The sequence below is a fragment of the Coprococcus hominis (ex Arizal et al. 2022) genome (assembly GCF_040094675.1).
GTDB lineage: Bacteria > Bacillota > Clostridia > Lachnospirales > Lachnospiraceae > Coprococcus_C > Coprococcus_C hominis.
Genome location: NZ_JBBNHG010000034.1, coordinates 145,660 through 172,631, shown reverse-complemented (window position 1 = coordinate 172,631; position 26,972 = coordinate 145,660). Strand labels below are relative to the sequence as shown.

Here is a 26,972-nt window from a genome sequence, read left to right as displayed (position 1 = left end):
AGAGGTTTTGAGAACGGAAAGATGATTTGTTAAGAGGTTAGATATAAGATCTTTGTATGAAGTTCTGAAGGTACATGCTATATTGTATCTTATATAATCCTCGATAGCTCAATGGTAGAGCACTCGGCTGTTAACCGAGTTGTTGTAGGTTCGAGCCCTACTCGGGGAGTTTTTTTAAGGCCCCATGGTCAAGCGGTTAAGACATCGCCCTTTCACGGCGGTAACACGGGTTCGATTCCCGTTGGGGTCACTGAAAAGGATTCTCAAAAGAGGGTCCTTTTATCTGAATAATCAGATAGGTATATATAATATACGCCGATGTGGCTCAATTCACTAAGATCAACGAACGAAGTGAGTTGGTCGCATGCAGAGCAGCTGATTACAAATCAGCTGATAAATATATACGCCGATGTGGCTCAATTGGCAGAGCAGCTGATTTGTAATCAGCAGGTTATCGGTTCGAGTCCGATCATCGGCTTTGTACATTAGATACGAAGCTATAAAGTTTCATATTGATGTATGTTGTGGGTATACAGGTATATCGACAATACGGACGTTTAGCTCAGCTGGTTAGAGCAATCGGCTCATAACCGATCGGTCCCGGGTTCGAGTCCCTGAACGTCCACTTTTGGCCTGGTGGCTCAGCTGGTTAGAGCGCCGCCCTGTCACGGCGGAGGTCGTGGGTTCGAACCCCATCCGGGTCGCTTACAACTGCATAAGCGTTGTTCAAATTTGCCGGCATGGCGGAACTGGCAGACGCACAGGACTTAAAATCCTGCGGGACTAATCTCCCGTACCGGTTCGATTCCGGTTGCCGGCATATAACTTAAACGGTGGAAACCTTGTAGAATTAAGGGTTCCACCGTTTTTTGTTGCTCGAAAATCGTCTAGGTGTGCAAAAGGTGTGCAGAAATTACTTATTCTTTGCAAGAAAACAGGAGAAACGATCGGATAATAAAGTGAAGATATCTTCAGACTGATACGGGGGTGAAACAAATTATTACGCAAAAGAATTTTGTAGAGAAATTAAAAAGACGAAATGAAAAGGCTCTGGAGTATGTCATCCGTGAATATGGCGGCTATGTGAAAGCTGCGGTGAATCATAACCTTGCGGGACTTCCAGAGGAAATGGAAGAGTGCATGGACGATGTCTTTCTGGATGTGTGGGAGCATATTGAGCGGTTTGATGCGGCAAAGGGAAGTTTCAGAAACTGGATTATTTCCATTGCGCGGTTCCGTTCGATTGATTATCTGCGCAGATACAGCCGGACATGTATGGAAGAGGATGTATCGAATTACGAGAGCAAGTTAGCGAGAAACGACCGAATTGATACGCTGGAACAGGAAATATCCACGGAGACAGAAAAGCTTCTGGAAGGACTGAAGGAAGAAGAGCGTCAGATATTGTTACGCTATTATGCAGAGGAAGATGATGTGGATGTATTGGCGAAGGAATATGGTGTGTCCAGCTCTACGATTTACAGCAAAGTTTCCAGAGCAAAGAAGAAAGTGCGAAAAAATCATGGAAGATTGGAGGAACATGTATGATGGAGATATACGAGGTTTTAAATCAGGTTCATTCAGAGGAAGAATATATGGAATTTCCAGAGATGGAAACAGCTGCATGTATCCGGAGGGTACGGACGAAGCTTCATGACAATCGAAAAAAACATGTATGGCGGACAATTGCGGCGGCTCTGATTGGAGGAGTGGTATTATCCGGGGGAATTGCTTACGCAAACTCAGAAGGCTTGCTAGATAAATTCTTCCATAATGAGCAGACGGAAGAAGTGCCAGAACAGTACGTGGAACGGGAATATATTGAAGAGGATTATCCGAATGGATTGAAGGTTATTACAAATGCAGAGACGAAATTGACATTTGAGATTGAGAAGGCGATCACAACCGGCGATATGGTGGATGTGATCTGGACTGTGACCTACCCGGATTATGACGCAGAAATGTATGATGTGGATTTCCGGATGCGAGGGGGCGACCTCTATTACGGAGATCAGAAACTGGAAGAGACATCGTCTCTGATTCTCGGAGAAGAAAGTGATCTGAAAGAAAATCAGCGGATGTACGACAGCATTTACCTGATTCCGGATGGCATGGAGCTCGAGGAGGGGGATGTGCTTACAATGAAATTTGATGGTTTAAATGGTGAGACGACGCACATTGATAAAAACGATCCAAAATACGCAGACCGGAATGAGGCGGATCTGGAGGCACTGTATTCCGATACTGTTTTGATTGAGGAAGCAGACTGGACACTGGAATTCGCATTGCAGGAAAGCAAATTTGAACCGGGCACGCTGGATTGCAGCAATTCTGCGAAGATTGTGGAAGCAACGTTAAGTGAACGGATGCTGAAATTTACAAGTGTTGGAGATTTCTCTCTGCATGAGTACATCAAAATCAAGATGAAAGATGGAACGTATATTGGAGGATTTGATTTTGAGGCAGGAGGATCGCAGGATTACGATCAGGAACGGCAACAGATCGACTTTGTAATAGAGTTTACTATGCCGATTGATATCTCACAGGTGGAGCTGGTTGTGATTGGAAACGAGCGACTTCCAATGAAAGAATAAATGAATATAAAAAGACAGAAAGACCGCGGATCGAATGAGCGGTCTTTCGTGTTCTTATGATTGAATCCTGACGCAAAAAGTGGTAAAATATAAATAGTATTTTTGTTACAGGAGGTTTCGGTATATGGAACACAAAAAGGTTAATTTTTTACATTCTGTGCGTCTGAAGATGTTATTGGCGATGGCATTTTTTGCTTTCGTAACGGGAGGATTTGCTTGCGCACTGTTTATTTCTTCTACGAAAGAGGAAATCGGTTCAGTCACACGTGGATATATGCGTGATCTTTCCAGAGCTTATGGCGTTATGCTGGACAATGAGCTGGACACGGATGGTGATGACGCGCTTTCCGGCGAGCATCTGGCTTCGATACTTGCAGGCGTTCAGGTGGAAGGAGTCGAAAGCAGCTACATATATGTAGTCAGCGGCGATGGTACGATGTTGTATCATCCAACTGCAGATAAGATCGGCAAGCCGGTGGAGAACAAGGTGGTCAGTGATGCGGTTGCCAAGATTGCCAAAGGTGAGAAGGTTGAAAATGAAGTTGTTAAATATGAATTTAAGGGTGCAGACAAGTATGCCGGTATCTATGTGAATGATACACAGGATTTTATCATGGTAGTAACTGCCGATTATGACGATGTATTCAGCAGTATCCGGAAGGTAGAAGGAAAAATCGGAATTATCGTATTACTTGAGCTGTTGATTGTTGCAACGATCGGATCTGTATTTGCGCATATTATTGTCAAGCCTATGAATGAGGTTTCTGAACTGACGGTGAAGGTCGGAGATATGGATCTGACGAAGAATGAGATTCAGACCAGACTGGCAAACCGTAGGGATGAGATCGGACGCATGGGACGAAGCCTTGACTATCTGACACAGTCTTTGAAGGGTGTGGTAGAGAATATCAAGGAGAAGAGCGCGCAGGTCATGGACGCTGCTAATGTACTGGACTCAGATGCCACGGAGACATCGACGACGATGGAACAGGTGGAACAGGCGGTCAATGATATTGCGGAAGGTGCAACGACACAGGCAGGTGAGACACAGCGCGCAGAAGAGCATGTTGTGGAGATGGGCAACATGGTGCAGGAGACGAGCGACGAGGTGGAGAAGCTGCTTGCATTTGCACAGGAGATGCAGGAATGTACTTCGCAGGCTTCCGACATTTTGCAGGCATTAGAGAAGGTCAATGCACGTGCTGAGGAGCATATTGACATAATTGCGGAACAGACGAATACAACGAATGAAGCAGCCATGAAGATTAGTGAGGCAACACATCTGATCACATCCATTGCGGAGGAGACGAATCTGCTTGCATTAAATGCCAGTATTGAGGCGGCGAGAGCCGGTGAGCAGGGCAAGGGCTTTGGTGTTGTTGCAAGTGAAATCCAGAAGCTTGCGGAGCAGACAAATGAGTCAGCGACGCATATCGAAGAAATCGTACAGGAACTGCTGCGTGATGCAGAAAAGGCAGTGGAGACGATGTATGGCGTGAAGGAAATCATGCATACACAGAGTGACCATGTGGAACAGACGGAGAGCGCATTTGAACAGGTACAGTCAGGGGTTGAACAGTCAATCGAAGGAATCAACCGCATTTCGGAGCATACAACCCGACTGAATGATGCAAGAGAAAAGGTTGTAGGAATCGTGCAGAACCTGACATCCATTGCAGAGGCAAATGCAGCCGGAACCGAGCAGACATCTGCATCCGCAACAGAGGTTGGTGCAATCATGGAAGATATTTCCGGCAAATCAACAGCGATGCGTCAGGCAGCGCAGGAACTGGATGACGGTATGAATATATTCAAATTATAAATCGACAAGGAGGAACGCAATGTATTTTGAAAAATCAAAAGGCTTCCCTGCTGATTTCTTATGGGGCAGTGCATCTGCTGCATATCAGGTAGAGGGTGCCTGGAATGAAGATGGAAAGGGAATGTCAAACTGGGACAAGTTTGTACGTATTCCGGGTAAGACTTTCCAGGGTACAACCGGTGACAAGGCGGTTGATCATTATCATATGTATAAAGAGGATGTCAGGCTGATGGCAGAGATGGGGCTTAAAACCTATCGTTTTTCCATCGCGTGGTCACGTATTATCCCGGATGGAAATGGTGAGGTGAATGAGAAAGGCTTGAAGTTCTACGATGATTTGATCAATGAGCTTTTGGCAAATAACATTGTTCCTATGGTTACAGTCTATCATTGGGATATGCCACAGGCACTGGAAGACCAGTATCATGGTTGGGAAAGCCGCCAGATTGTAGATGACTTTGTTCGCTATGCAACAATCTTGTTTGAGCATTTTGGCGATCGTGTAAAGCATTGGATCATCATGAATGAGCAGAATGTATTTACCGGTCTGGGCTGGATGGGAGGTATGCACCCACCAGGAAAGATCGATGAGGAGAAGCTGTTCTATCAGGTAAATCATCATGCATTTATGGCACATGCTAAGAGTGTACTTGCTTTGAAGAAATTACATCCGGAAGCATTGGTTGGATCTTCATTTGCATATGGACCATCTTACGCGATTGACTGTCATCCGGAAAATGCGATGGCAAAAGCAGATTATGATGATCTGAAGAACTATTACTGGATGGATGTATACGCATATGGTAGATATCCGCGCGCTGCAATGGCATATCTGGAAAGTAGAGATGTTGCTCCACAGATGGAAGCGGGAGATGCAGAAATCCTGAAGGAAGCTGCAGCCAAGGTTGATTTTATGGGTGTAAATTATTATCAGACTACGGTTGTAGAATACAACCCAATCGATGGTGTTGGCGCATCGCACGAGATGAATACGACCGGAAAGAAGGGAACTGCAAAGGTACAGGGCGTGCCTGGACTCTTCAAGAATCCTTCCAATCAGTTCCTTCCTACTACAGATTGGGATTGGACGATCGATCCGATGGGCATCCGTATGTGCTGCCGTGAGATTACTTCCCGTTATGATCTCCCAATCGTGATTTCTGAAAATGGTCTGGGTGCGTTCGATAAGTTCGAGGATGGAAAGATTCATGATCCATATCGTATCGATTACCTGAAGCGTCATATCGAAGAACTTAAAAAAGCTTGCGATGACGGCTGCCGCGTACTTGCTTACTGTACATGGTCTTATACCGACCTGCTGAGCTGGCTGAATGGTTACCAGAAGCGGTACGGATTTGTCTATGTTGACCGCGAGGAGGACGAAAACAGCGGAACACTCAACCGCTACAAGAAGGACTCCTTCGACTGGTATAAGCATGTGATCGAGACAAACGGCGAGGAACTGTAAGAACCACAATTCTAACTTAAAACAAAAACATCAATTCAAAGACTGCAGCGTATCTGCGCTGCAGTCTTTTTTCAGTTTATCTTATTTATAAATGCGCCCGCGCTACACAAGGTTTGCGTGCCAATGTTCCCGTACTTGCATATAGTATATTAGAAACTTCGACCAGATATTTCGCAATGTGAGTTGGGTATATGTATTATTCATAAGCAGACCATTGGAGCATGTCGGTACTTAATAAGCAGGGAAGTCAATTTGTTGACTGATCCTGCGAATTTAGTACCGTTACATGCGGAAGTGAGCGAGAGCGCGTCTGCGATGAAAATACATATATCCAACGGAAGTTGCGATAAAATTCGAAGTTTCAAAAAAATATTTGGAGGGAACAATATGGCACGCGTATTTATTGGTGTAGGACATGGCGGTACCGACCCCGGTGCCGTCGGCTATCTCGTGGAGAAGGACGTGAATCTGAAGATGGCGAGAGCCTGCTACGATTACCTGCAGGCAAGGGGCATTGACACCCGCATTTCACGAACGGGGGATGTGACCGATAAGCTGGTATCAAAGATCGACCGCTGTAATGCATTTGCACCGGATCTCGCGCTGGATATCCACAATAACGCTGGTGGTGGGGATGGCTTCGAGATCTTCCACAGTGTAGTCGGCGGCAAAGGAAAGGAGCTTGCACAGAACATTGAGAAAGAAGTTGTGAAGATCGGGCAGAACAGTCGGGGCTTGAAGACAAAGAAGAATTCTTATGGACGCGACTATTTCGGATTTATCCGGAGTACGATATGTCCGGCAGTCATCTGCGAGGGTGTATTTGTAGATAACAAAGCGGATGCGGCGCAGGCAGATACCGATGCAGAATGCCTCGCATTTGGTGAGGCGTATGCCCGTGGAATCCTTGCAACACTCGGAATTGCGGATACGGCTGGGAAAACAGACACAACAAGCAAACCAAATGGTGCATCTGGAACGAAGACGCCTGCACCGGCTACTGGAAACACAAGCGGTTATAAGGTGAAGGTAACGGCGAACGGCTTGAATATCCGCAAGGATGCGGGAGTCGCACATACAGTAACCGGGGTAATCCGTGACAAGGGCGTGTACACGATCGTGGCTGAAAAGACAGTATCCGGGCAGAAATGGGGAAAACTGAAAAGTGGTGCTGGATGGATTTGTCTCGCCTACACGAAAAAAGTGTAACACTTGACAATTAAAATCAAAAATAATATTTCACAAAGGATTCTCAAGTTGCGAAATAAGTGGTATAATGTACAGCATATGGCGGTCAGAGGAAATTCTGCGTGCCTGAATTAGGAGGATTACAAAAATGGAAAAAAGAGAGTTGGTATATTATCGACTGGATAAGATTGACGGTAAGATCTTAGATATCCTGCAGGGAAATGCAAGAGCATCTTTGAAGGAAATTGCAGAGCAGGTATTTCTGTCTCCGACAGCCGTTGGCGCACGTATTGACCGTATGTTGCAGGAGGGCGTGCTGGAAGGATTTACAACGAGACTGAACCCAGAAGCCATGGGACATTATATCAAAGCATTTATCAATCTGGAGGTACAGCCGGAGCAGCGTGAAGAGTTCAACGAGTACATTGACGGCGTATTGAATGTCGTAGAATGTAACTGCGTGACAGGCGATTTCTCTATGCTGATCGAGGTCCGTTTCCCAACAACAACCGAGCTGGATCATTTCGTAGGCGAGTTGCAGAAGTTTGGTAAGACAAAGACACAGATTGTATTCTCAACATGCGTGAAGCACAGATGCCGGTACTGGAAGGTGGATGGCAGAGATTTCGAGTCTCATGCCAAGGCATCAGAAAATCCGGAATCTGAGAAAACCGATAAATAGGCAAATAGACAAAGGATTTTTAAGTGAAAAAAAATTTCACGAAAGAATCTAAAGTTTTTTCTTTACAATCCTTTGCTTTAGTATTATAATGTGCCTATCGGTTGAAAAAAGCCGAAATATTTAATTCCTAGGGGGAAATTTACTATGTCATATGTTGACGAGGTACTCGAGGTAGTACGAAAGAAAAATGCAGATCAGCCAGAATTTTTACAGGCAGTAACAGAAGTACTTGAGTCTCTTAGACCATGTATCGATGCGAACGAGGAATTATACAAGAAGAATGCAATTCTTGAGAGAATTACAGAGCCAGACAGACAGCTCATGTTCCGTGTTCCATGGGTAGATGACAATGGTCAGGTTCAGGTAAATAGAGGTTTCCGTGTACAGTTCAACAATGCAATCGGACCTTACAAGGGTGGTATTAGACTTCACCCATCCGTAAACCTTGGTATCATCAAGTTCTTAGGTTTTGAGCAGGTATTAAAGAACTCACTTACAACACTTCCAATCGGTGGTGGTAAGGGTGGTTCTGACTTTGATCCAAAGGGCAAGTCAGACCGTGAGATCATGGCATTCTGCCAGAGCTTTATGACAGAGCTTTGCAAATATATCGGTGCTGATGTCGATGTACCTGCCGGTGACATCGGAACAGGCGCAAGAGAGATCGGCTTCATGTTCGGTCAGTACAAGAGAATCCGTGGAATGTTCGAAGGCGTTCTTACAGGTAAGGGACTTACATATGGTGGTTCACTTGCTCGTACAGAAGCTACAGGATATGGTTTATTATACCTTACAAGTGCACTTCTGAAGGATCACGATATCGATATCGCTGGCAAGACTTGTGCAGTATCTGGTGCTGGTAACGTAGCAATCTACGCAATCCAGAAGGCACATCAGCTTGGTGCGAAGTGTGTAACATGTTCTGATTCTACAGGTTGGATCTACGATCCAGAAGGAATCGACGTTGACCTTCTGAAGGAGGTTAAGGAAGTTAAGAGAGCACGTCTTACAGAGTACGCTGCAGCTCGTCCATCTGCTCAGTATCATGAGAAGAAGAACGCAGATGATCATGGTGTATGGTCTGTTAAGTGTGACCTTGCTCTTCCATGTGCAACTCAGAACGAGTTGAACCTTGACGATGCTAAGATGCTTGTAGCAAACGGCGTTATCTCTGTAACAGAGGGTGCTAACATGCCTACAACATTGGAAGCTACAAAGTACCTTCAGGAGAATGGTGTTCTCTTCGTAGGTGGTAAGGCTGCAAATGCAGGTGGTGTTGCTACCTCTGCACTTGAGATGAGCCAGAACTCTGAGAGACTTTCTTGGACATTCGAGGAAGTTGATGGAAAGCTTAAGGGAATCATGGAGACAATCTACGCTAACATTTCTGATGCTGCTAAGAGATACAATGCAACCGTTGGCGGAAACGCTGACTATGTAGCCGGTGCTAACATCGCTGGTTTCGAGAAGGTTGTAAACGCTATGCTTGCACAGGGTGTTTGCTAATTCTTAGAAAACTCTATAAGAACTTTTCAGGGCTGCCCTTTTAGGCAGCCCTTTTTTATGTCTTTTTTGGGGAAAAGTCGTAAAACCGGAAGAATCCCCCAACCGGAAGCTAAAGGGAAGCAAGTGAATTGGGCGAAAAGCTGGGAAATCAGCCACAAAGCCCCAATTGGCTTCGGGCGTGGCGAGGACAGCGGGGCTTTTCGCGGATCATGCACAGCTTTCTGTGTGGGATGATGGATTCTGTGCAGGGACATTTGCGACAGTCGGTACTTAATGAGCGCGTGCGCGAATTTAGTACCGCTACTCGGAGCAACTAAGCGGAAGCGGTCCCGGAACAGAACCATCACCCCACAGAAAGCGTCCGTGTCGAATATCCCCGCTGTCAGGGGAAAATCTCTTGTATAATATGCAGAAACCGCATATAATAATAACCAAGTATGCAAACAAAGACTTAAGAGACGAAAACAATTACGTTGTAATATGAGAGACGAGGTGAATCGATTATGTCATATGTAGAATACGAAAAAGCACAGAAATTAGGACTGAAAGCATTTAAAAATGCGGTTTCCAAGGGCGAGAATGAATACCTTCCGGTTTTGGATGAAATATTAGAGGGCGTGGATATCGTGGGCGAGATGTCACTGGGTATCGTTCAGATTCCACTTGACCGTATCGTTGGAACGAGCAATGTCGGAAGAACATACGCATTTGCGAACAACTTCATGCCACTGCTTGATTATAAGACAGAATTTGGTGCCAAATGGTCGGCACTGTGTGACAGCCAGATCGAAGAGGGAATTCGTGATCCGATCAAGGTTTACGAATATATGAATAAATTCTATGTCGTAGAGGGAAATAAGCGTGTATCCGTGATGAAATATTTTGATGCGGTTACAATCCCGGCACAGGTGACACGGAAGATTCCGAAGAAAACGGATGATCTGCAGGTGAAGATCTATTATGAATTCATGGATTTTTACAAGCTGACAGAAATCAACTATATCTGGTTTTCACAGGAAGGATGTTTCCGCCGTCTGTTGGAGCTGACGAGTCCAGATCCTGATGCGGAATGGACAGATGAGCAGAAGCTTGATTTTGGCTCTGCGAACCATCGGTTCTGTGTGTCATTCAAGGCACTTGGCGGCGATAAGCTGCCGCTGACCAACAGCGACACATTGCTGATCTTTATTGACATCTACGGATACGAAGCTGTAAAGAATATGACCGAAGCGGAGATGAAGGAGAAGATTAAGCTCCTGTGGGATGAGTTCCTGATTGAGTCCAAAGGCAGGGAAGTGGAACTGCATATGGAGCCGACGAAGCTCGGACGTAAGAAGCTGATGGATTATTTCCGAAGCTCGACACCGAAGAAGGTGATGGTAGCGTTCGTTTTCAACAAGGATCCACAGGAATCCGAATGGCTGTATGGACACGAGCTTGGACGATTATATTTGGATGAGCATTATCCGGATACGATCAAAACACTGAAGGTGCACAATATCGCATCCGAGGAAGAGGCGATATCGGCGATGGAGGACCTGATCGCGATGGGCGTGTCAATCATTTTCACAACGACACCACAGCTCATCAGTGCGAGCGTGAAGGTGGCGGTCAATCATCCGGAAGCCACGATTATGAACTGCTCACTGAACACGTCTCATAAGGTTATCAGCACCTATTACGCGAGACTTTATGAAGTGAAATTCCTCGCGGGCATGATCGCGGGTGCATTGTCAAAGAATGGAAAGATCGGCTATGTGGCGGACTATCCGATCGTCGGTATGACTGCGAACATCAATGCATTTGCGCTTGGTGCGCGCATGGTGAATCCATATGCGAAGGTCTATCTCGAATGGACGACCGTGAAGGGAAATACGCGGGAGAATGTACTTCGTGAATTCGAGGAAAATGGAATCGAATACATTTCCGATCAGGTTATGATCAAGCCGAATTCACATAACCGCCGGTATGGCTTATATCATATCGAAGGGGATGAAACAATCAACCTCGCATTCCCGCTATATCAGTGGGGCGAATTTTATGCGAAACTGATTGAGAGTGTGGTAAATGGTGCAATCAAGCAGGATGATGCTGTGAAGACAAAGGCAATCAATTATTGGTGGGGCCTTTCTGCAGAGGTCGTTGATATCATTTGTTCGAACAAGGTGCCTGAAGGCACGAAACAGTTAGTCGGAATTATCGGCAAACTGATCCGTGAGAACAGCTTCCATCCGTTCTATGGTGTGCTCCGGGCGCAGGATCATACGATCAAGAACGAGGACGAGGAGATCATGACACCGGAGGAGATCATGTTGATGAACTGGCTGGTGGATAACGTAGAGGGCGAGATTCCAGATGTCGAGGATATGAAGGATGAGGCGAAATCCATTGTCGAGCAGAAGGGTGTCAAGGATGAGGCGAAAGCAGATGCCGAACAAAAAGAGGTAAAGGACGAGGACTAAGATAAATGAAGATTTTGTTACTTGCAGACGAAGAGTCCAAGTATTATTGGGATTATTTTGAGAAAAGTAAATTAGAGGGGATCGATCTGATTATTTCCTGTGGCGATCTGGCTCCGCAGTTCCTGTCTTTCATGGCGACATTTGCGAAGGTGCCAATTCTGTATGTGCATGGCAATCATGATGCCTGCTATGACGAGACGCCACCGGATGGCTGCATCTGTATCGATGATGATGTATATGTGCATGAGGGTGTTCGGATCGCGGGACTTGGTGGAAGTATGTGCTATAATTTCGGGATGTATCAGTTCACCGAGGATGAAATGAAGAAACGTGTGCGCAAGTTGCGAAGGAAGATCAAGAAGGCTGGTGGTCTGGATATTCTGATCACGCATTCACCGGCATTTGAACTGAATGACAGCACGGATCTGCCACACACTGGCTTTCAGGCGTTTTATCAGATTTTGGATGAGTATGAGCCACTGTTGTTTGCACATGGACACGTGCATATCAATTATGGAAGAGATTTCAAACGGATTTCAGAATATAAGAATACAAAAGTTGTCAATGCGTTTGAAAAATACATCATAGAAATCTGAAAAAACTTGTAGGAAAGTAGTATTTTTGGTATAATTCTAACATATGTGTAAAAAATGACACAGATTAACAGAGATTAGGGAGAGGGATACGATGCAGAATAGATATGATAAGTGCCCGAATTGTATGCAAGCCCTTGGACAGGGAGAAGATGTCTGTCCATATTGCGGGTTCGATGTGAGTGGCTATGAAGAAAAGCCAAACTGCTTGCGTCCGTTTACAGTTTTACAGGGGAAATATATGATCGGCCGTGTGATTGGCATGGGCGGTTTTGGGATTACATACATTGGCTGGGATTTGAATCTGCAGACGTATATCGCGATCAAGGAGTATTATCCGGAAAGCTTTGCACAGAGAGATGCGATGACGACAACGATCGTATCAACACTGGATAGTAAGAAAGAAATATATGACAAGGGTTTAAAACGATATGTAGAAGAGGCACGGAATCTCTCGAAGTTCTATCAGTTACAGGGTATCGTATCCGTGAAGGATTTCTTCTATGAAAATGGCACCGGATATATCGTTATGGAATATATCAATGGTGTGGATCTGAAGCATTATCTTAAGGGCATGGGCGGAAAGCTGGATGAAGCGACCGTACTTGCTTTGATGAAACCGGTATTTGAATCTCTGTATGAAGTACATAAAAATGGATTGGTACACCGGGATATCAGCCCGGATAATATCATGGTTGATAACGAAGGCAAGATCAAGCTGATTGATTTTGGTTCGGTACGCGGACAGTCCGCAGAGACTGACAAGACCTATACTGTGATTTTAAAGCATGGTTACGCACCACCAGAGCAGTATTATGCGAAGGGAAAACAGGGACCTTGGACGGATATCTACAGTCTCTGTGCGACGATGTATAAGATGCTCACCGGTGAGGTTCCACCAAACGGCGTGGAACGTATGGAGGAGGACACTTATGTAGATCCTTCGAAGAAAGGCATCTCCGTATCCGAGCGGACAGAGACAGTGCTTCGAAAAGGACTTGCGGTAAAGGCACCGGAACGTTATCAGGATATTGGACAGTTGCTCACAGATCTGTATGGAAGTGGACCGGTTACAGCGGGCAATGCAATGCCGCAGGCAAATCCATATACCGCATCTGGAAACGGAAATAGTTCGATGTCTGCATCGATGCAGTCGATGCATCTGGCACCGGGACAGAACGATACCGCATCTGGAAAAAATAAAAAGAAGATTGGGTTGATCGCAGGGATTGCGGCAGCAGTTGTGGCACTGATTGTAGGGTTGGTTCTGATCCTAGGCGGAGGAAAGAAAAAAGATAACGATGCAACGACGACAGAACAGCCGGCTGAGACAACAGAAGCAGCCAGTGCGACAGATGCGACGACAGAGAACACAACGGAAGCGACGACGGAGACAGATGTAAGTGGTGTAGGCGACTATGTATGGCCGACGGAACTGTCTGATTCATGGAGAGATTATACTGCGAACATCGATGGTACGATCTACCAGTTTCCACTTCCATATTCAGAGTGGAAATCAAAGGGCTGGCAGACAGACAGCGCGACTGTGAAGGTGGCATCGGGTGACTGGGATTATATCACAAGTTATACGGATCGTGCACAGCTGACGGTGATCGTAGCCAATCCGGGTGTCAATGAGGCGGAGATCAATGACTGTTATGTTGTTGGATTCTCATTTAGCTCCAAATCCGGAAAATATAAAGATGACTTTACAATCGAGTTAGCAAATGGAATCAAGCTGTTTGAATCGACAGAGAGTGATATCAAGACTGCATATGGTGCACCGGAATACCGGAGTGAAAATGAGTATTCTGATGGAAGCGGAACTTATGTATCCATTGATTATGCAGGAGATGACGAGAAAGATGGTATGGATTTTGATGTGACACCGGAGAAAAATCTGATCTCCATCCGGTTGATCAATTCCAAAATGCCAGAGGGCGCAACTTCGGTTGCAGATCTGAGTATGGATGCACCGGCAATCAACGATCAGTATGTGGCACCGGGTGGTGCAAGTGCTGACCGATTTGATGGTATTATTACAATTGGAGACAAAAATTATGTACTTCCGGTTCCATTTACGGAACTGGAGAAAGACGGATGGACACTGGATACTTCCGTTTCCGACTATATCGGTGGTAAGAACTACGAGAGCACTTACATGGAGAAAAACGGCGAGAAGCTCAGCATCAAGCTGGAGAACTTCACCGGCAATGCCATTCTGCCAAAGTATGGATATATCTCTGAAATCGGAGTAGAAGCGGATTATTATACAAGTAACATCACGTTCCCAGGCGGTATTTCGATGGGCGATGATGGAAGTAAGATTGAGTCGGTGTATGGCGATCTGGGCGATGATTTCTCTAAGGACGAATATACATATTTCATTTCCTACTATGTATATTACTATGAGGGCGATCATTATATCAGCATAAGTGCTTATGCGGATCCGGATACAGGAAAGATAACAGACTACACTTTTACTATGAGCAAAGAGATCGAATAAGATAGGAGTTGAGGTTATGTCAGATTTGAAATTTGACCAGATACTAGATGAATATGTACGTTTTTGTAATGACTCCGGAAAGATTGACTTAAATCTCTACGAAGAGTACAACGTAAAGCGGGGACTTCGAGACTCCAACGGACGAGGCGTACTGACCGGACTTACAGAAGTGTCCGACGTTATGGGATTTAGCGTTGTGGATGGACACCGTGTGCCAATTCCTGGAGAGCTTTATTTCCAAGGATATGAAGTACAGCAGCTCGTACAGGGCTTCCGCAACAGCCAGTATGGTTTTGAAGAGACGACATATCTGCTTTTGTTTGGTGATCTGCCAAGTCAGGAACAGCTTGACTGTTTCAAGGAGGTGCTTGGTGAGCTTCGCCAGCTGCCAGAGAGCTTCAACCGTGACGTTATCATGAAGGCACCGAGCCGTGACATGATGAATGTCCTGCAGAAGTGTGTTCTGACCTTATATACTTACGATCCAGATCCGAACAATCTGGATATCAAAAATGTACTGATGCAGTGTCTGCAGCTGATCGCACAGTTTCCGGTTATGGCGGCGTACGGTTATCAGGCATACAGACACTATTATCTTGATAAGAGCTTAGTTATCCACAGACCGAAGAAAGAACTTTCAACCGCAGAGAACATCCTGCGTCTGCTTCGTACCGATGGTAAATACACCGCACTGGAAGCAAAGGTTCTGGATGTCTGTCTGGTTATCCATGCGGAGCATGGTGGTGGTAACAACTCAACCTTTACGACACATGTATTGACATCGACAGGAACGGATACGTATTCGACCGTCGCTGCTTCCCTTGGCTCTCTGAAGGGACCGAAGCATGGTGGCGCGAACATCAAGGTACAGCAGATGTTCGATGATATGAAGATGCATGTCAAGGATTGGGAGAACGAGGATGAGATTTCCGAGTATCTGCAGGGACTCCTTGACAAGAAGGGCTTCGACCATTCTGGACTGATCTATGGTATGGGACACGCGGTTTATAGTGAGTCCGATCCAAGAGCGGTAATCCTGAAGAAGTATGCGAAGAAGCTTTCCGAGGAGAAAGGCTTGCAGGATGAGTTTGCACTGTATGACAGAGTTGAGCGTATCGCAGCGAAGCTGATCAGCGAGCATCGCCGTACATTCAAGACGGTTTGCGCGAATGTTGATTTCTACAGCGGATTTGTTTATACAATGTTGAAGCTGCCAATCGAGATCTTTACACCGATCTTTGCAATCTCCCGTATCTCTGGCTGGTCTGCACACCGGATCGAGGAGTTGGTAAATAAGGGCAAGATTATCCGTCCAGCGTACAAATTCGTTGGTCATCACAAAGAATATATTCCAATCGAGAAGCGTGATTGGTAAGAAAATTACGACAGTTTGCATGTACAAAATGTGCAAACTGTCTTTTTTTATCTGTATTTCATGACAAAAACGGGACTTTCATTCTTGCGTTGGAAAGTTGGGTGTGTTAGTATTGCTTGTATAAAATTAGAACGCAATGTATAAGAAAATAGACGAAAGGGACTAAAAGTATATGTGGGTAGCCGATCAGTGGAAAGAATATGAGATTATAGATTGTTCAAAGGGAGAAAAACTGGAACGATGGGGCGATTATATTTTGCTTCGTCCGGACCCGCAGGTGTTGTGGGATCTTCCAAGAAAGAACCCGGCATGGAAAAAGCTGAATGGACATTATCACCGCAGTAACAAGGGCGGTGGAGAATGGGAATTCTTCGATCTGCCGAAGCAGTGGAGCATCAATTACAAAGATCTGACCTTTCATTTGAAACCATTTACCTTCAAACATACTGGACTTTTCCCAGAGCAGGCGGTGAACTGGGACTGGTTTAGTGAGAAGATACGAAATGCAAACCGTGAGATCAAGGTGCTGAATCTGTTTGCCTATACCGGCGGTGCGACACTGGCAGCAGCGAAGGCGGGCGCTAAGGTCACACATGTCGATGCATCAAAGGGTATGGTGACATGGGGCAAGGAAAATGCGGTGGCATCCGGACTTGAAGATGCACCAATCCGCTGGCTGGTTGATGATTGTGTGAAGTTCGTGGAGCGGGAGATCCGCCGTGGCAATCATTATGACGGCATCATCATGGACCCGCCATCTTATGGCAGAGGACCAAAGGGTGAGATCTGGAAGCTGGAGGAGAAAATCCATCCATTTATCGCACTGGCAAGTCAGCTTTTGTCGGATAATCCGTTATTCTTTTTAGTGAATTCATATACAACCGGACTGGCTCCGGCGGTGCTTACTTATATGATTTCTACCGAGGTAGGAAAGAAATTCGGCGGACATGTGGAGTCGCAGGAGATTGGACTTCCGGTGAAAGAGACAGGACTGATCCTTCCTTGTGGCGCGTCAGGACGCTGGAGTGCAGAGTAGTTAGAATGTGATGTAAACAACCATTGTAACGATTCGTTGACATGTACTGTCAACATAGAGAGAAAGAAGGAAAAGACAGATTGCAGGAGACAGAGAAGACAATGGAAGAGAAAACAGAACAGGAAACGGTTCAGGAAACGACGTGTAGCGGACATGAACATGAACATGACAAACCGCGATATGGACGACAGAACAAATCTAAATCCATTTATATCACGAAGATCGCGATTGTTGTATTTACCCTGATCCTGCAGATCCTTTTCTGGGTATTTCTATATGGAATTGCCAAGAACTACATGTTTTACTGGAAAACGCTGGCGATTTTGATTTCGGCGACGGTTGTGCTATATATCGTCAATAAGCCAGAAAACCCCGCGTATAAGCTGACGTGGATTCTGCTTATGATGGTAACGCCGATCTTAGGCGGTGTGCTGTATATCGCGATTGCTGGTAACCGAACCCGTATGAAGTTTATCCGGGATGCGCAGAAGAATCATCTCGATACATTTCAGTATATGCCGAGTGATAAGAGCCGGCAGCGGGAGATCCGGAAGCTGAGTCAGAGTGCGAGTGTGCAGTCGACGTATATTTCCAAGACTGCAGGTTATCCGGTGTATAAGAATACCGCTGTGCGTTATTTCCCGCTTGGCGAGGATAATTTTGCGAAGCTTGTGGAAGAATTAAACAATGCAAATCATTTTATATTTATGGAGTATTTTATCATCAAGCAGGGCGAGATGTGGGATACGATCTTGGAAATCATGGAGCGGAAAGCAAAAGAGGGCGTGGATGTGCGTCTGATCTATGATGATTTTGGATGCTCTATGTGGATTCCTTCCCGATTCATCAAGGATATGAAGGAGAAGGGAATCAAGGTTGCAGCGTTTAACCCGATTGGTCCAGTCTTTAACTTGAGACAGAACAACCGTGACCACCGGAAGATTACGGTCATTGATGGTTATGTCGGATTTACCGGCGGTATCAATCTGGCGGATGAATATATCAACAAGAAATCACGGTTTGGACATTGGAAGGATACCGGTATCATGCTGAAGGGCGAGGCTGTCTGGAACCTGACGCTGATGTTCTTGCAGACATGGTTGATGCTGACCGGCGAGAAAGATGATTATTCGTCGTATTCACCAGAGAAATATCAGGATATGGCATTCTTCTCGGATGGATACATTCAGCCGTATGGCGACACGCCGGTGGATAATGAGATTGTCGGAGAGAATATCTATCTGAACATGATCAACAAGGCAAAGCATTATGTCTATATCACAACACCGTATCTGATTATTGATAATGAGATGGTGACAGCGTTGACACTTGCGGCAAAAAGCGGAATTGATGTGCGCATCATTACGCCGGGTATCCCGGATAAGAAGCTGGTGTATCTGGTAACCCAGTCATATTACTACCAGTTGATCGAAGCAGGAGTGCGGATCTTCCAGTATACGCCGGGCTTTATCCATGCGAAGACTGTCGTTGTGGACGATAAGGTGGCAACGGTCGGTACGATCAACTTCGATTACCGGAGTCTGTATCTGCATTTTGAGTGTGGTGTATGGATGTTTAATTGCAGCTCAATTTATGAGATCAAGGAAGATTATATGGACACACTGGCGAAGTGTGATGAAGTGACAAAGGAGAAGATCCGGGAGACGAGCCGCCTGAAATTGTTCGGACAGAGCCTGCTCCGGTTAGTAGCCCCGTTGATGTAGCTGTGAAGAAAGAAGGAACGTTATGCAGCAAAGAGGAAAAAAAGGAAATACCGACGATCTGCTTGCAGCAAGCTTCAAGGAGCTTCTGTGCAAGGCACCGATGGAGAAGATCACCATCAAGGATATCACAGACAAGGCAGGTGTGATCCGACCGACATTTTACAATCATTTTGCAGACAAATATGCACTGCTTGAATACATTGTACGGCATGATCTGCTCGAACCAATCAAGCCGCTCCTGTTAAACGATATGATACAGGAAGGTTTGACATTGCTTTTTTCAAGCATGCAGAATGAGCGTGCTTTTTATGAGCGGGCGGTGTGTATCGATGGACAGAACTCTTTTGAGAGTATTGCGCGTAGCGAAGTGTCGAAGCTTCTGTTAGAGATTATCGATCAGAAGAAACAGGGCAAAAGCCACAAATACACATGGCTTGATCGTCAGATTATTGCAGAATACTACGCGAACTCGATGTGCTATGTAGCGATTGCGTGGATTAAACGTGATTATATGATCTCGCCGAAGGATCTGTCAGAGGTTTACAAGTATCTGACAAAGTCTTCGATGATGGATGTCTTGAATGAGTTAGTATAGTCTATACATAAAATTTATGAATGTATAGCAAAATAAACACATTTAGATTTATGTATAGAAAACACAAACAAACAACTTGGATTGAATATTCAATATATTCAATCCTTTTTTTATTATAGGGGTGCAATGAAGATGAGAGAATAAAAAGAAGAAAGAAAGGTGGATGACTCGTGATTCATTTTGGTAAATGGGTAGTGAAACACAAAGTACTGATTCTGGTGATAGCAGTCCTGCTTTTGATTCCGTCAGCATTTGGATATTTTCACACTCGTGTAAACTACGACATTTTAAATTATCTTCCGGACGACATCGAGACGATGAAAGGTCAGGAGATCATGGTGGACGAATTTGGTACCGGTGCATTTTCCGTGTGCGTGGTAGAAGGTATGTCAGACAAAGACATATCTGCTATGCGTAAGGAAATGTGCAAGGTCGAGGGAGTCAAGGATGTTTTATGGTATGACTCCTTCATGGACTTGTCCGTTCCGATCGATTTACTTCCGGACAGCATCAAGGATGTATTTGTAAATAAGGATGCAGATTCGACAATCATGTTTGTCTTGTATCCGAATTCCATTTCTGCAGATGAGACAATGGAAGCGATCGAAAGCCTGCGTAAGGTTATGAACAAGCAGTGCTTCCTCTCAGGTATGTCTGCAGTCGTTACAGATACGAAGAACCTCTCCAACAAAGAAACACCGATCTATGTATTGATCGCGGTTATTCTTTCGACGATCGTTCTGGCGCTTGCGATGGATTCCGCTATCATCCCGGTTTTCTTCCTGTTGAGTATAGGTATGGCGATTGTTTATAACTTAGGTACGAACGTGATCAAGGGAGAAATCTCCTACGTGACACAGGCACTGGCGGCGGTTTTGCAGTTAGGCGTTACGATGGATTACTCGATCTTCCTGTGGCACAGCTACGAAGAGAAGCAGCAGGTATATCCGGGTGATAAGAACCGTGCGATGGCACATGCAATTTCCAACACGATTTCATCTGTTGTTGGTAGTTCCATCACAACCGTAGCCGGATTTATCGCACTTTGCTTCATGAGCTTCACACTTGGTATGGATCTTGGTGTGGTTATGGCAAAGGGTGTTGTATTTGGAGTTATCTGTTGTGTAACCGTATTGCCATCTATGGTTTTGATTTTCGACAAGGCAATCGAGAAGACAAAGCATAAGGTTATTTTGCCGGATCTCTCCAGAATATCGAAATGGGTAGTAAATCATTTCTACATATTTATTATCCTGTTCTTTATCCTGATTGGCCCAGCCATTTATGGATATACACATAATACCGTATATTATGATCTGGCAGGTACACTGCCGAAGAGCTTGGAGAGTATCACAGCGAACGACAAGCTGGAAGAACAGTATCACATGGGTGCAACTCACATGGTACTTTTAAATAAGGATACTTCAAGCAAAGATGTTGTGAAGATGACAAAAGAGATGGAACAGGTCGACGGTGTCAATGCGGTACTGAGTCTGGACAGCGTGATCGGAACGACGATTCCAAAGTCTATGCTTCCAAGTGATATCGTAGATGTATTTGAGAGTGGCGACTATAAGATGATGTTGATCATGTCCGAATATGCAGTTGCTTCGGATGAGGTCAATGCACAGTGTGATACATTAAAGAAGATTGTAAAGGAATATGATGAGACTGGTATGCTGATCGGTGAAGCACCTTGTACAAAGGATCTGATTGATATTACCGATGAGGATTTCAAGATGGTTAGTGCGGTATCCATCGGCGTGATCTTCATTATTATCGCAATCGTATTCAAGTCTATTACGCTTCCAATTATATTGGTATCCGTCATTGAGTTTGCGATTTTCATCAACATGGGTATTCCAACGTATACCAAGACGACACTTCCGTTTATCGCGTCAATCGTAATCGGAACGATACAGCTTGGTGCGACCGTTGACTATGCGATCCTGATGACGAACAAATATAAACGTGCGAGATATCATGGCGCAGAGAAGAAGGAAGCAGTGATCGAGGCAATGCAGGGTTCTGTACAGTCAATCGTTGTCAGTGCGTTGAGCTTCTTTGCAGCGACATTCGGTGTTGGCCTTTATTCAAATATTGATATGATCAGCTCTCTGTGTACATTGATGGCACGCGGTGCGTTAATCAGTATGGTAGTTGTTATTCTGTTGCTGCCAACGATGTTTATGATCTTCGATAAGGTCATCATTCATACAAGCGCAGGCTTCCGAAACAAAGAAAAACAGATCGAACAGTAATCAGGTTGGAAAGCATTTCGAAAGGAGAATACGTTATGAAGCGTTTAAATAAGAAAGAATGGAAGAAAACGACAAAGTATATCGCAGGTTCTGCCGGAGCTGTTTCACTGGCAGTGGCTTCCTGCGTAGCCGGAATCACAGGCAGTACAGATGTGACAAAGTATGACAAGGAATACCTTGCCGGAGATGATAAGGCAAGCGATACCGACGCAACGACAGTCATGAATACGGATGAGCTGGCAGATACGCTCGCTGAAAATGTAAATATGACAGAGAAGGATGTCGACAAGGACGAGACCGTTTATGTATTTGCTAAGGCAAATGGCGATGTCGATAACATCTTAGTCAATGAGACATTGAAGAACCGTGACAAGAGCGACAAGATTGAAGATACAACCGATCTGAAGGATATCGTAAATGTCAAGGGCGACGAGACATTTACACAGAACGGCAACAAGATCACATGGGATGCTGCCGGAAATGAGATCAGCTATCAGGGAACAACGGATAAGGAGCTTCCGGTCTCTGTGAAGGCAACTTATTATCTGGATGGAAATGAAATTTCTCCAGAAGACCTGGCAGGTAAGAGTGGTAAGGTAAAGATTCGTCTGGATTATACAAGCAACGAAACAGTAACGAAGGAAGTAAATGGCAAGGACGAGGATATCTCCGTACCATTCGTTGCAGTATCCGGCATGGTGCTTGGCGACAACTTCAAGAATATTCAGGTTACAAATGGTAAATACCTCGCACAGGGTGAGAGCAATATCGTTGTCGGTTATGCAATTCCTGGACTGGATGATGGCGTAAAGGATGCAGCCGCAGATCTGGATACAGAGATTCCGGAATATGTAGAGGTGAGTGCAGATGTGACAGACTTCTCACTGGATATGACAGTGACACTGCTTGTCAATGGCTCTGAGATGAATTTCTCCGGCGGCGTGGATCTGACAGACCTCGATAAGCTGACAGACAGCCTGAGCAGTGCTGGTGATCAGTTAGCAGATGGTTCTGGTGAGCTTTCCGATGGAGCAACACAGGTATCCGATGGCGCAGGTACATTGGCAGATAAGATGGGTGATCTGACATCCGGTGCCGGAAGCCTGAAGGCAGGTATGGAAAGCCTGTCAAGTTCCTCTGGAGATCTTTCAAATGGCGTCAGCGTAATCAACCAGAGTGCACAGGCAATCGCAGCAGGTGTCAATACACTGGATACAGCCGTTAACACAAAGATGACAGAAGAAGAGCAGGCTGCTGTCGCAAAGCAGGCAGCTTCACAGGTTTCTGCAAGCGTGGAAGCACAGTTCGCAGCAGGAACGGACACATACAATTATATTTATAATTCAGCAGTAAACAATTACACAACAAGTATGAGTAATGCAACGGATCAGATTGCGCAGGCATACATTAATTCTGACGCATATACAGCATTTTATAATGCAGCACTTTCATCCAAGGCGATGGAATATGCTACGGAGAATGCTCCAAAATTGATGCAGGCATATAATCTGGATTATCAGACGGCGTTTAATCAGGCATATAATGGTGCGCTTCAGAATGCAGAACTGCAAGCAGGAGTTGCTGCAAGTGTACAGGGCGCATTCAAGCAGATGGCGCAGCAAACAACCACATCTCTTGCAGAAGGCGGCAAGGCAGCCATCGGTCAGTCCGTTGTAGATGCATGTAAGTCAGCAGCCACACAGGCAGCTTCTCAGGCAGCCGGTCAGGCAGCCGTACAGGGCGCTGAGACAGCAAAGGCAACGATTGCTTCCCAGATCGAAGCAACACAGGCAAATGGTTACAGCTTAGTAAGCGGCGCAAATGCACTGGCACAGGGAACATCAACTCTGGCAGGCTCGATACCAGCATTGAAGAATGGTATCAGCCAGTTGGTAAGTGGCGCAAATGCATTGGCAAGTGGTGCCGGACAGTTGAAGGATGGTGCTGTGACACTGGCAGATGGCGCATCACAGGTAGCAGATGGCGCAGGTACCTTGAATGAGAGCCTTGTAACTTTGAACAATGAGGCAATCAAGAAGATGATCAGCGCATACAACGGCGATGTGAAGGATTCTGTTGAGAGACTGCAGGCAGCAATGGAAGCAGCAACCGAGTATGACAGCTTCGGTGGAAAGTCAGACAACACAGCCGGTGTGACAAAATTCATTATCAAGACAGCAGCTATAGCTGCTGAGTAATATACATTGGTTTCAACAACCAATTCTTCTCCCCCGCAAAACGCGTCGGCACAAGCCGGCGCGTTTTCTTGTATTTAAAGAAAAATACAGTTGAAACATGTAGAGTGGTCGGATATAATAAAGCCATATATGGGAAAAAGAGGCTTGCTATGGAGAAAATAAAAGAACAGATCGAGCGGCTGCTTCCGCAGATGACGCGGATCATCGTGAGTAACCGGCTGGATAAGACATATCAATATCGAAAAGTGGAAGTCACATGGACGACTGTGCGTGGGAAAGAACTTTGCCAGATTGCGGCGTACACGGAAAAGCAGGTCTTTCAGGAAAATGTTGATGTAGAGGAACTTGCAGACAAGCTGCTTGTGCATTTCCCGGAGCATCTGTGCCAGATGAATATATTCACAGAAGAAAAAGAATATAGTTTTAAGATGACGAAGAAAGGCAAACTGCTGACGAACGCAACCAGACTTCCGGCAAAACAGTCGGGAACATCAAAACTGGCGAAGACAAGCGGCAGCGATGTAGCGGACCTGGCAGATAAGATGAACAGCCGCCGGGGCGAACACAACCGGAAGAAGAATTATATTTTACAGGAGGGCATGACAGTTCCGCCACTTGTGGATATGGGGATATTCACGAAAGAGGGAAAGGTTGTCCGTTCCATGTATGACAAGTACAAACAGATCAATCGCTTCGTGGAGCTTGTTGATGATGTGCTGAAAAATGAAACAAAGGATGAAATCTATATTCTTGATTTCGGATGCGGCAAATCCTATCTCACCTTTGTCCTCTATTATTATATAGTAGAAATCCGAAAGAAAAAGGCGGAAATCATCGGACTGGATCTGAAAGCGGATGTGATAAAACACTGCAATGAGACGGCGGAGAAGTACGGCTATGACCATCTGCATTTTGAACTTGGAGATATCAACGGCTATAAGACGAAAATGCCGGTTGACATGGTTGTGACATTGCATGCGTGCGATACGGCGACTGATTATGCGTTGTTCAACGCTGTACAGTGGAATGCAAAATATATTTTATCTGTGCCGTGCTGCCAGCATGAAGTAAACGGACAGATCGAAAGCGAATTGCTGGCACCGATGATGGAATATGGCATCATCAAAGAACGTATGGCGGCACTTGCGACGGATGCGATACGTGCCAATATGCTAACGTACCGTGGGTACAAGACACAGATTCTGGAGTTTGTGGATTTTGCACATTCACCGAAGAATCTGTTGATACGTGCTGTAAAATCTGCAATCCCGAAAGAAAAACGGGAGCGCAGTTTACAGGAAGTTGAACGCATGTGCGAGGAGATGCACATCGTTCCTTCTATATATAATCTACTAAAGTAAAAGAGAGGGAAGAGGAGGAAAAATTATGAAACCAAAGAAAGAGAACAAAAAAGGCGGTGCAATCGTCAGCCTGATCGTCGGAATTATTTTCGTGCTGCTGGCAATCATGTGCTTCATCGGGGACATGGATTATCTGCTTGGAGGCAAAGCAAAAGATTTGAATGAGATTGCAGCCAATGTCCGCCCGCAGAAGGACGATCACGTAAGAACAGACAGTTACCTTGTACTTGGTAACTTCGCAGAGACAAAGCATTACATCAATGGCATTATCCCGGCAGGCAAGGAACAGCATTACGCGATCGTACTTGGTGATGATAACATGGATGATATTACGGATGCGAAGATTATCGTACTTACCGTGAAGAACAAGAAAACGATTAAGAAGTTAGACGAGCTTGCAAATGATGATAATGCAAACTTCAGCGATGCAATTGCAATCGAAGGACAGATTCGTACACTGGATCCGGAAATCGAAGGCTATTACAGAGATGCACTGGCGTCATCCGGCATTGCAGATTACTGCGATTATTATACGGTTGCAGTCGATGCTACGCAGACAAGATTTTTTGGCTGGATGATCGTGCTTGGCGCTCTGGCAATCGGCGTGCTCTGTATAATTGCATTCGCAAAGATTAACAAACAGATTAAGAATGAGAAGAATCTTGCTTATACAAATGCAACACCGGCGATGGGACAGCCGGGCAATCCGTATGTGAATCCGGTAACCGGACAGCCATATGATGCAGGTGTGGTAAATCCAGTCACTGGACAGGCATATAACCAGACACCGGATGCAGGATATGGACAGGCACCAAATCAGACTTACAACCAGACACCGGATGGTGCACCAAGTGTTCCATATACACCGGGACAGAATACAGACAACAATCCGTATTCATAACAGACATTATTATAGAAGAAACACACAAAAATATCAAAAAGATACGGAATCTGGCAGACAATACCAGCGTATCGAAAAAAATACAAAAAAATAAAAAAAACTCTTGCATTTACAGGTGGTATTGAGTATAATAACCCTTGCTGTGACATTGATAGCGTAGAAGCGAAGGTTGCTATGCATGACATAGGTTTTTCGTGGAGCGAATGTCAATTAACGATAACTGGCGACAAGTCACTGTACTCAATAACCATCTGGCAATGCCAGAGATGACGTGTGAAGATATCTGAAACACCTTGGTGTGAGATAAGATAAGAAACACACGGGAAAGTTGTACAGTCACCACTTGTCGTACTACAAAAAGTGCGAAAAGGAGGCGGCTTTTTTTATGGCAAGTCAAGTAATGAGAATCACATTGAAGGCGTACGATCACAAGTTAATCGATCAGGCTGCAAAGCAGATCATCGAGACGATCAAGAGTACAGGAGCAAAGGTTTCAGGTCCTGTTCCAATGCCTACAAAGGTTGAGAAGATCACAATCCTCAGAGCTGTTCATAAGTATAAGGATTCCAGAGAACAGTTCGAGCAGAGAACTCACAAGAGACTCATTGATGTACTTACACCATCACAGAAGACAATCGATGCTCTTCAGAAGCTTGATGTTTCAGCTGGTGTATATGTTAATGTAAAGATGAAGTAATTC

Annotated in this window: 19 protein-coding genes and 6 tRNA genes; all 25 read left to right on the top strand. The window is 45.2% G+C overall.

The window, feature by feature from the left end:
* Nucleotides 1-97: 97 nt before the first annotated feature.
* A tRNA-Asn gene (locus tag AAAT93_RS10580) sits at nt 98-169 on the top strand.
* Nucleotides 170-178: 9 nt separating this feature from the next.
* Nucleotides 179-250, top strand: a tRNA-Glu gene (locus AAAT93_RS10575).
* Nucleotides 251-405: 155 nt separating this feature from the next.
* A tRNA-Thr gene (locus AAAT93_RS10570) sits at nt 406-478 on the top strand.
* Between the two features lie 73 nt (nt 479-551).
* Nucleotides 552-625: transfer RNA gene (locus tag AAAT93_RS10565), tRNA-Ile, on the top strand.
* A 5-nt stretch (nt 626-630) separates the two neighbouring features.
* Nucleotides 631-704, top strand: a tRNA-Asp gene (locus tag AAAT93_RS10560).
* Nucleotides 705-734: 30 nt separating this feature from the next.
* Nucleotides 735-820, top strand: a tRNA-Leu gene (locus tag AAAT93_RS10555).
* A 167-nt stretch (nt 821-987) separates the two neighbouring features.
* Nucleotides 988-1,548: a sigma-70 family RNA polymerase sigma factor gene (locus AAAT93_RS10550; RefSeq protein WP_118671383.1), complete on the top strand. Its 561-nt coding sequence runs from the start codon at nt 988-990 to the stop codon at nt 1,546-1,548.
* Entirely contained in the window at nt 1,545-2,594 is a 1,050-nt protein-coding gene (locus AAAT93_RS10545) for a hypothetical protein (protein WP_021984728.1), read from the top strand. Before AAAT93_RS10550 ends, AAAT93_RS10545 begins: the two co-directional genes overlap by 4 nt.
* A gap of 124 nt (nt 2,595-2,718) precedes the next feature.
* The gene (locus tag AAAT93_RS10540; RefSeq protein ID WP_195541477.1) at nt 2,719-4,416 is read left to right on the top strand and encodes a methyl-accepting chemotaxis protein; all 1,698 of its coding nucleotides are present in this window, start codon (nt 2,719-2,721) and stop codon (nt 4,414-4,416) included.
* Nucleotides 4,417-4,435: 19 nt separating this feature from the next.
* The gene (locus AAAT93_RS10535; RefSeq protein ID WP_195541478.1) at nt 4,436-5,884 is read left to right on the top strand and encodes a glycoside hydrolase family 1 protein; all 1,449 of its coding nucleotides are present in this window, start codon (nt 4,436-4,438) and stop codon (nt 5,882-5,884) included.
* 387 nt (nt 5,885-6,271) lie between these two features.
* Nucleotides 6,272-7,093 (top strand): N-acetylmuramoyl-L-alanine amidase, encoded by an 822-nt coding sequence (locus AAAT93_RS10530; protein WP_227573417.1) that lies wholly within the window; start codon nt 6,272-6,274, stop codon nt 7,091-7,093.
* Nucleotides 7,094-7,220: 127 nt separating this feature from the next.
* Nucleotides 7,221-7,754 (top strand): Lrp/AsnC family transcriptional regulator, encoded by a 534-nt coding sequence (locus tag AAAT93_RS10525; protein ID WP_117781405.1) that lies wholly within the window; start codon nt 7,221-7,223, stop codon nt 7,752-7,754.
* Between the two features lie 144 nt (nt 7,755-7,898).
* Nucleotides 7,899-9,260, top strand: a complete 1,362-nt coding sequence (gdhA, locus tag AAAT93_RS10520; RefSeq protein ID WP_177981907.1) for an NADP-specific glutamate dehydrogenase — start codon at nt 7,899-7,901, stop codon at nt 9,258-9,260.
* A 503-nt stretch (nt 9,261-9,763) separates the two neighbouring features.
* A complete protein-coding gene (locus AAAT93_RS10515) occupies nt 9,764-11,722 on the top strand; it encodes a BMP family ABC transporter substrate-binding protein (RefSeq protein WP_021984712.1) in 1,959 nt (652 codons plus the stop codon).
* Nucleotides 11,723-11,727: 5 nt separating this feature from the next.
* The gene (locus tag AAAT93_RS10510; protein ID WP_021984711.1) at nt 11,728-12,318 is read left to right on the top strand and encodes a metallophosphoesterase family protein; all 591 of its coding nucleotides are present in this window, start codon (nt 11,728-11,730) and stop codon (nt 12,316-12,318) included.
* A 91-nt stretch (nt 12,319-12,409) separates the two neighbouring features.
* Nucleotides 12,410-14,821, top strand: a complete 2,412-nt coding sequence (locus AAAT93_RS10505; protein WP_021984710.1) for a serine/threonine protein kinase — start codon at nt 12,410-12,412, stop codon at nt 14,819-14,821.
* Between the two features lie 16 nt (nt 14,822-14,837).
* Entirely contained in the window at nt 14,838-16,196 is a 1,359-nt protein-coding gene (locus tag AAAT93_RS10500) for a citrate/2-methylcitrate synthase (RefSeq protein WP_021984709.1), read from the top strand.
* Nucleotides 16,197-16,368: 172 nt separating this feature from the next.
* A complete protein-coding gene (locus AAAT93_RS10495; protein WP_021984708.1) occupies nt 16,369-17,232 on the top strand; it encodes a class I SAM-dependent methyltransferase in 864 nt (287 codons plus the stop codon).
* 101 nt (nt 17,233-17,333) lie between these two features.
* Nucleotides 17,334-18,956: a cardiolipin synthase gene (cls, locus tag AAAT93_RS10490; RefSeq protein ID WP_021984707.1), complete on the top strand. Its 1,623-nt coding sequence runs from the start codon at nt 17,334-17,336 to the stop codon at nt 18,954-18,956.
* Between the two features lie 22 nt (nt 18,957-18,978).
* Entirely contained in the window at nt 18,979-19,551 is a 573-nt protein-coding gene (locus tag AAAT93_RS10485) for a TetR/AcrR family transcriptional regulator C-terminal domain-containing protein (protein WP_021984706.1), read from the top strand.
* 170 nt (nt 19,552-19,721) lie between these two features.
* Nucleotides 19,722-21,812, top strand: a complete 2,091-nt coding sequence (locus tag AAAT93_RS10480) for an efflux RND transporter permease subunit (RefSeq protein ID WP_021984705.1) — start codon at nt 19,722-19,724, stop codon at nt 21,810-21,812.
* Nucleotides 21,813-21,847: 35 nt separating this feature from the next.
* Nucleotides 21,848-24,010: a hypothetical protein gene (locus AAAT93_RS10475; protein WP_021984704.1), complete on the top strand. Its 2,163-nt coding sequence runs from the start codon at nt 21,848-21,850 to the stop codon at nt 24,008-24,010.
* A gap of 149 nt (nt 24,011-24,159) precedes the next feature.
* Complete coding sequence (locus AAAT93_RS10470) at nt 24,160-25,371, top strand: class I SAM-dependent methyltransferase (protein WP_021984703.1); 1,212 nt, start codon at nt 24,160-24,162, stop codon at nt 25,369-25,371.
* Nucleotides 25,372-25,396: 25 nt separating this feature from the next.
* Nucleotides 25,397-26,272, top strand: a complete 876-nt coding sequence (locus AAAT93_RS10465; protein ID WP_021984702.1) for a DUF6709 family protein — start codon at nt 25,397-25,399, stop codon at nt 26,270-26,272.
* A gap of 385 nt (nt 26,273-26,657) precedes the next feature.
* Nucleotides 26,658-26,969, top strand: a complete 312-nt coding sequence (rpsJ, locus tag AAAT93_RS10460; protein ID WP_021984701.1) for a 30S ribosomal protein S10 — start codon at nt 26,658-26,660, stop codon at nt 26,967-26,969.
* The last annotated feature ends 3 nt before the right edge of the window (nt 26,970-26,972 follow it).

Coding starts and splice junctions, on each gene's coding strand:
- AAAT93_RS10535 (WP_195541478.1), top strand. CDS start 4,436: ATGTATTTTGAAAAATCAAAAGGCTTCCCTGCTGATTTCTTATGGGGC.
- AAAT93_RS10500 (WP_021984709.1), top strand. CDS start 14,838: ATGTCAGATTTGAAATTTGACCAGATACTAGATGAATATGTACGTTTT.
- AAAT93_RS10525 (WP_117781405.1), top strand. CDS start 7,221: ATGGAAAAAAGAGAGTTGGTATATTATCGACTGGATAAGATTGACGGT.
- AAAT93_RS10515 (WP_021984712.1), top strand. CDS start 9,764: ATGTCATATGTAGAATACGAAAAAGCACAGAAATTAGGACTGAAAGCA.
- AAAT93_RS10510 (WP_021984711.1), top strand. CDS start 11,728: ATGAAGATTTTGTTACTTGCAGACGAAGAGTCCAAGTATTATTGGGAT.
- AAAT93_RS10530 (WP_227573417.1), top strand. CDS start 6,272: ATGGCACGCGTATTTATTGGTGTAGGACATGGCGGTACCGACCCCGGT.
- rpsJ (WP_021984701.1), top strand. CDS start 26,658: ATGGCAAGTCAAGTAATGAGAATCACATTGAAGGCGTACGATCACAAG.
- AAAT93_RS10485 (WP_021984706.1), top strand. CDS start 18,979: ATGCAGCAAAGAGGAAAAAAAGGAAATACCGACGATCTGCTTGCAGCA.
- AAAT93_RS10540 (WP_195541477.1), top strand. CDS start 2,719: ATGGAACACAAAAAGGTTAATTTTTTACATTCTGTGCGTCTGAAGATG.
- gdhA (WP_177981907.1), top strand. CDS start 7,899: ATGTCATATGTTGACGAGGTACTCGAGGTAGTACGAAAGAAAAATGCA.
- AAAT93_RS10545 (WP_021984728.1), top strand. CDS start 1,545: ATGATGGAGATATACGAGGTTTTAAATCAGGTTCATTCAGAGGAAGAA.
- AAAT93_RS10470 (WP_021984703.1), top strand. CDS start 24,160: ATGGAGAAAATAAAAGAACAGATCGAGCGGCTGCTTCCGCAGATGACG.
- AAAT93_RS10475 (WP_021984704.1), top strand. CDS start 21,848: ATGAAGCGTTTAAATAAGAAAGAATGGAAGAAAACGACAAAGTATATC.
- cls (WP_021984707.1), top strand. CDS start 17,334: ATGGAAGAGAAAACAGAACAGGAAACGGTTCAGGAAACGACGTGTAGC.
- AAAT93_RS10495 (WP_021984708.1), top strand. CDS start 16,369: ATGTGGGTAGCCGATCAGTGGAAAGAATATGAGATTATAGATTGTTCA.
- AAAT93_RS10465 (WP_021984702.1), top strand. CDS start 25,397: ATGAAACCAAAGAAAGAGAACAAAAAAGGCGGTGCAATCGTCAGCCTG.
- AAAT93_RS10505 (WP_021984710.1), top strand. CDS start 12,410: ATGCAGAATAGATATGATAAGTGCCCGAATTGTATGCAAGCCCTTGGA.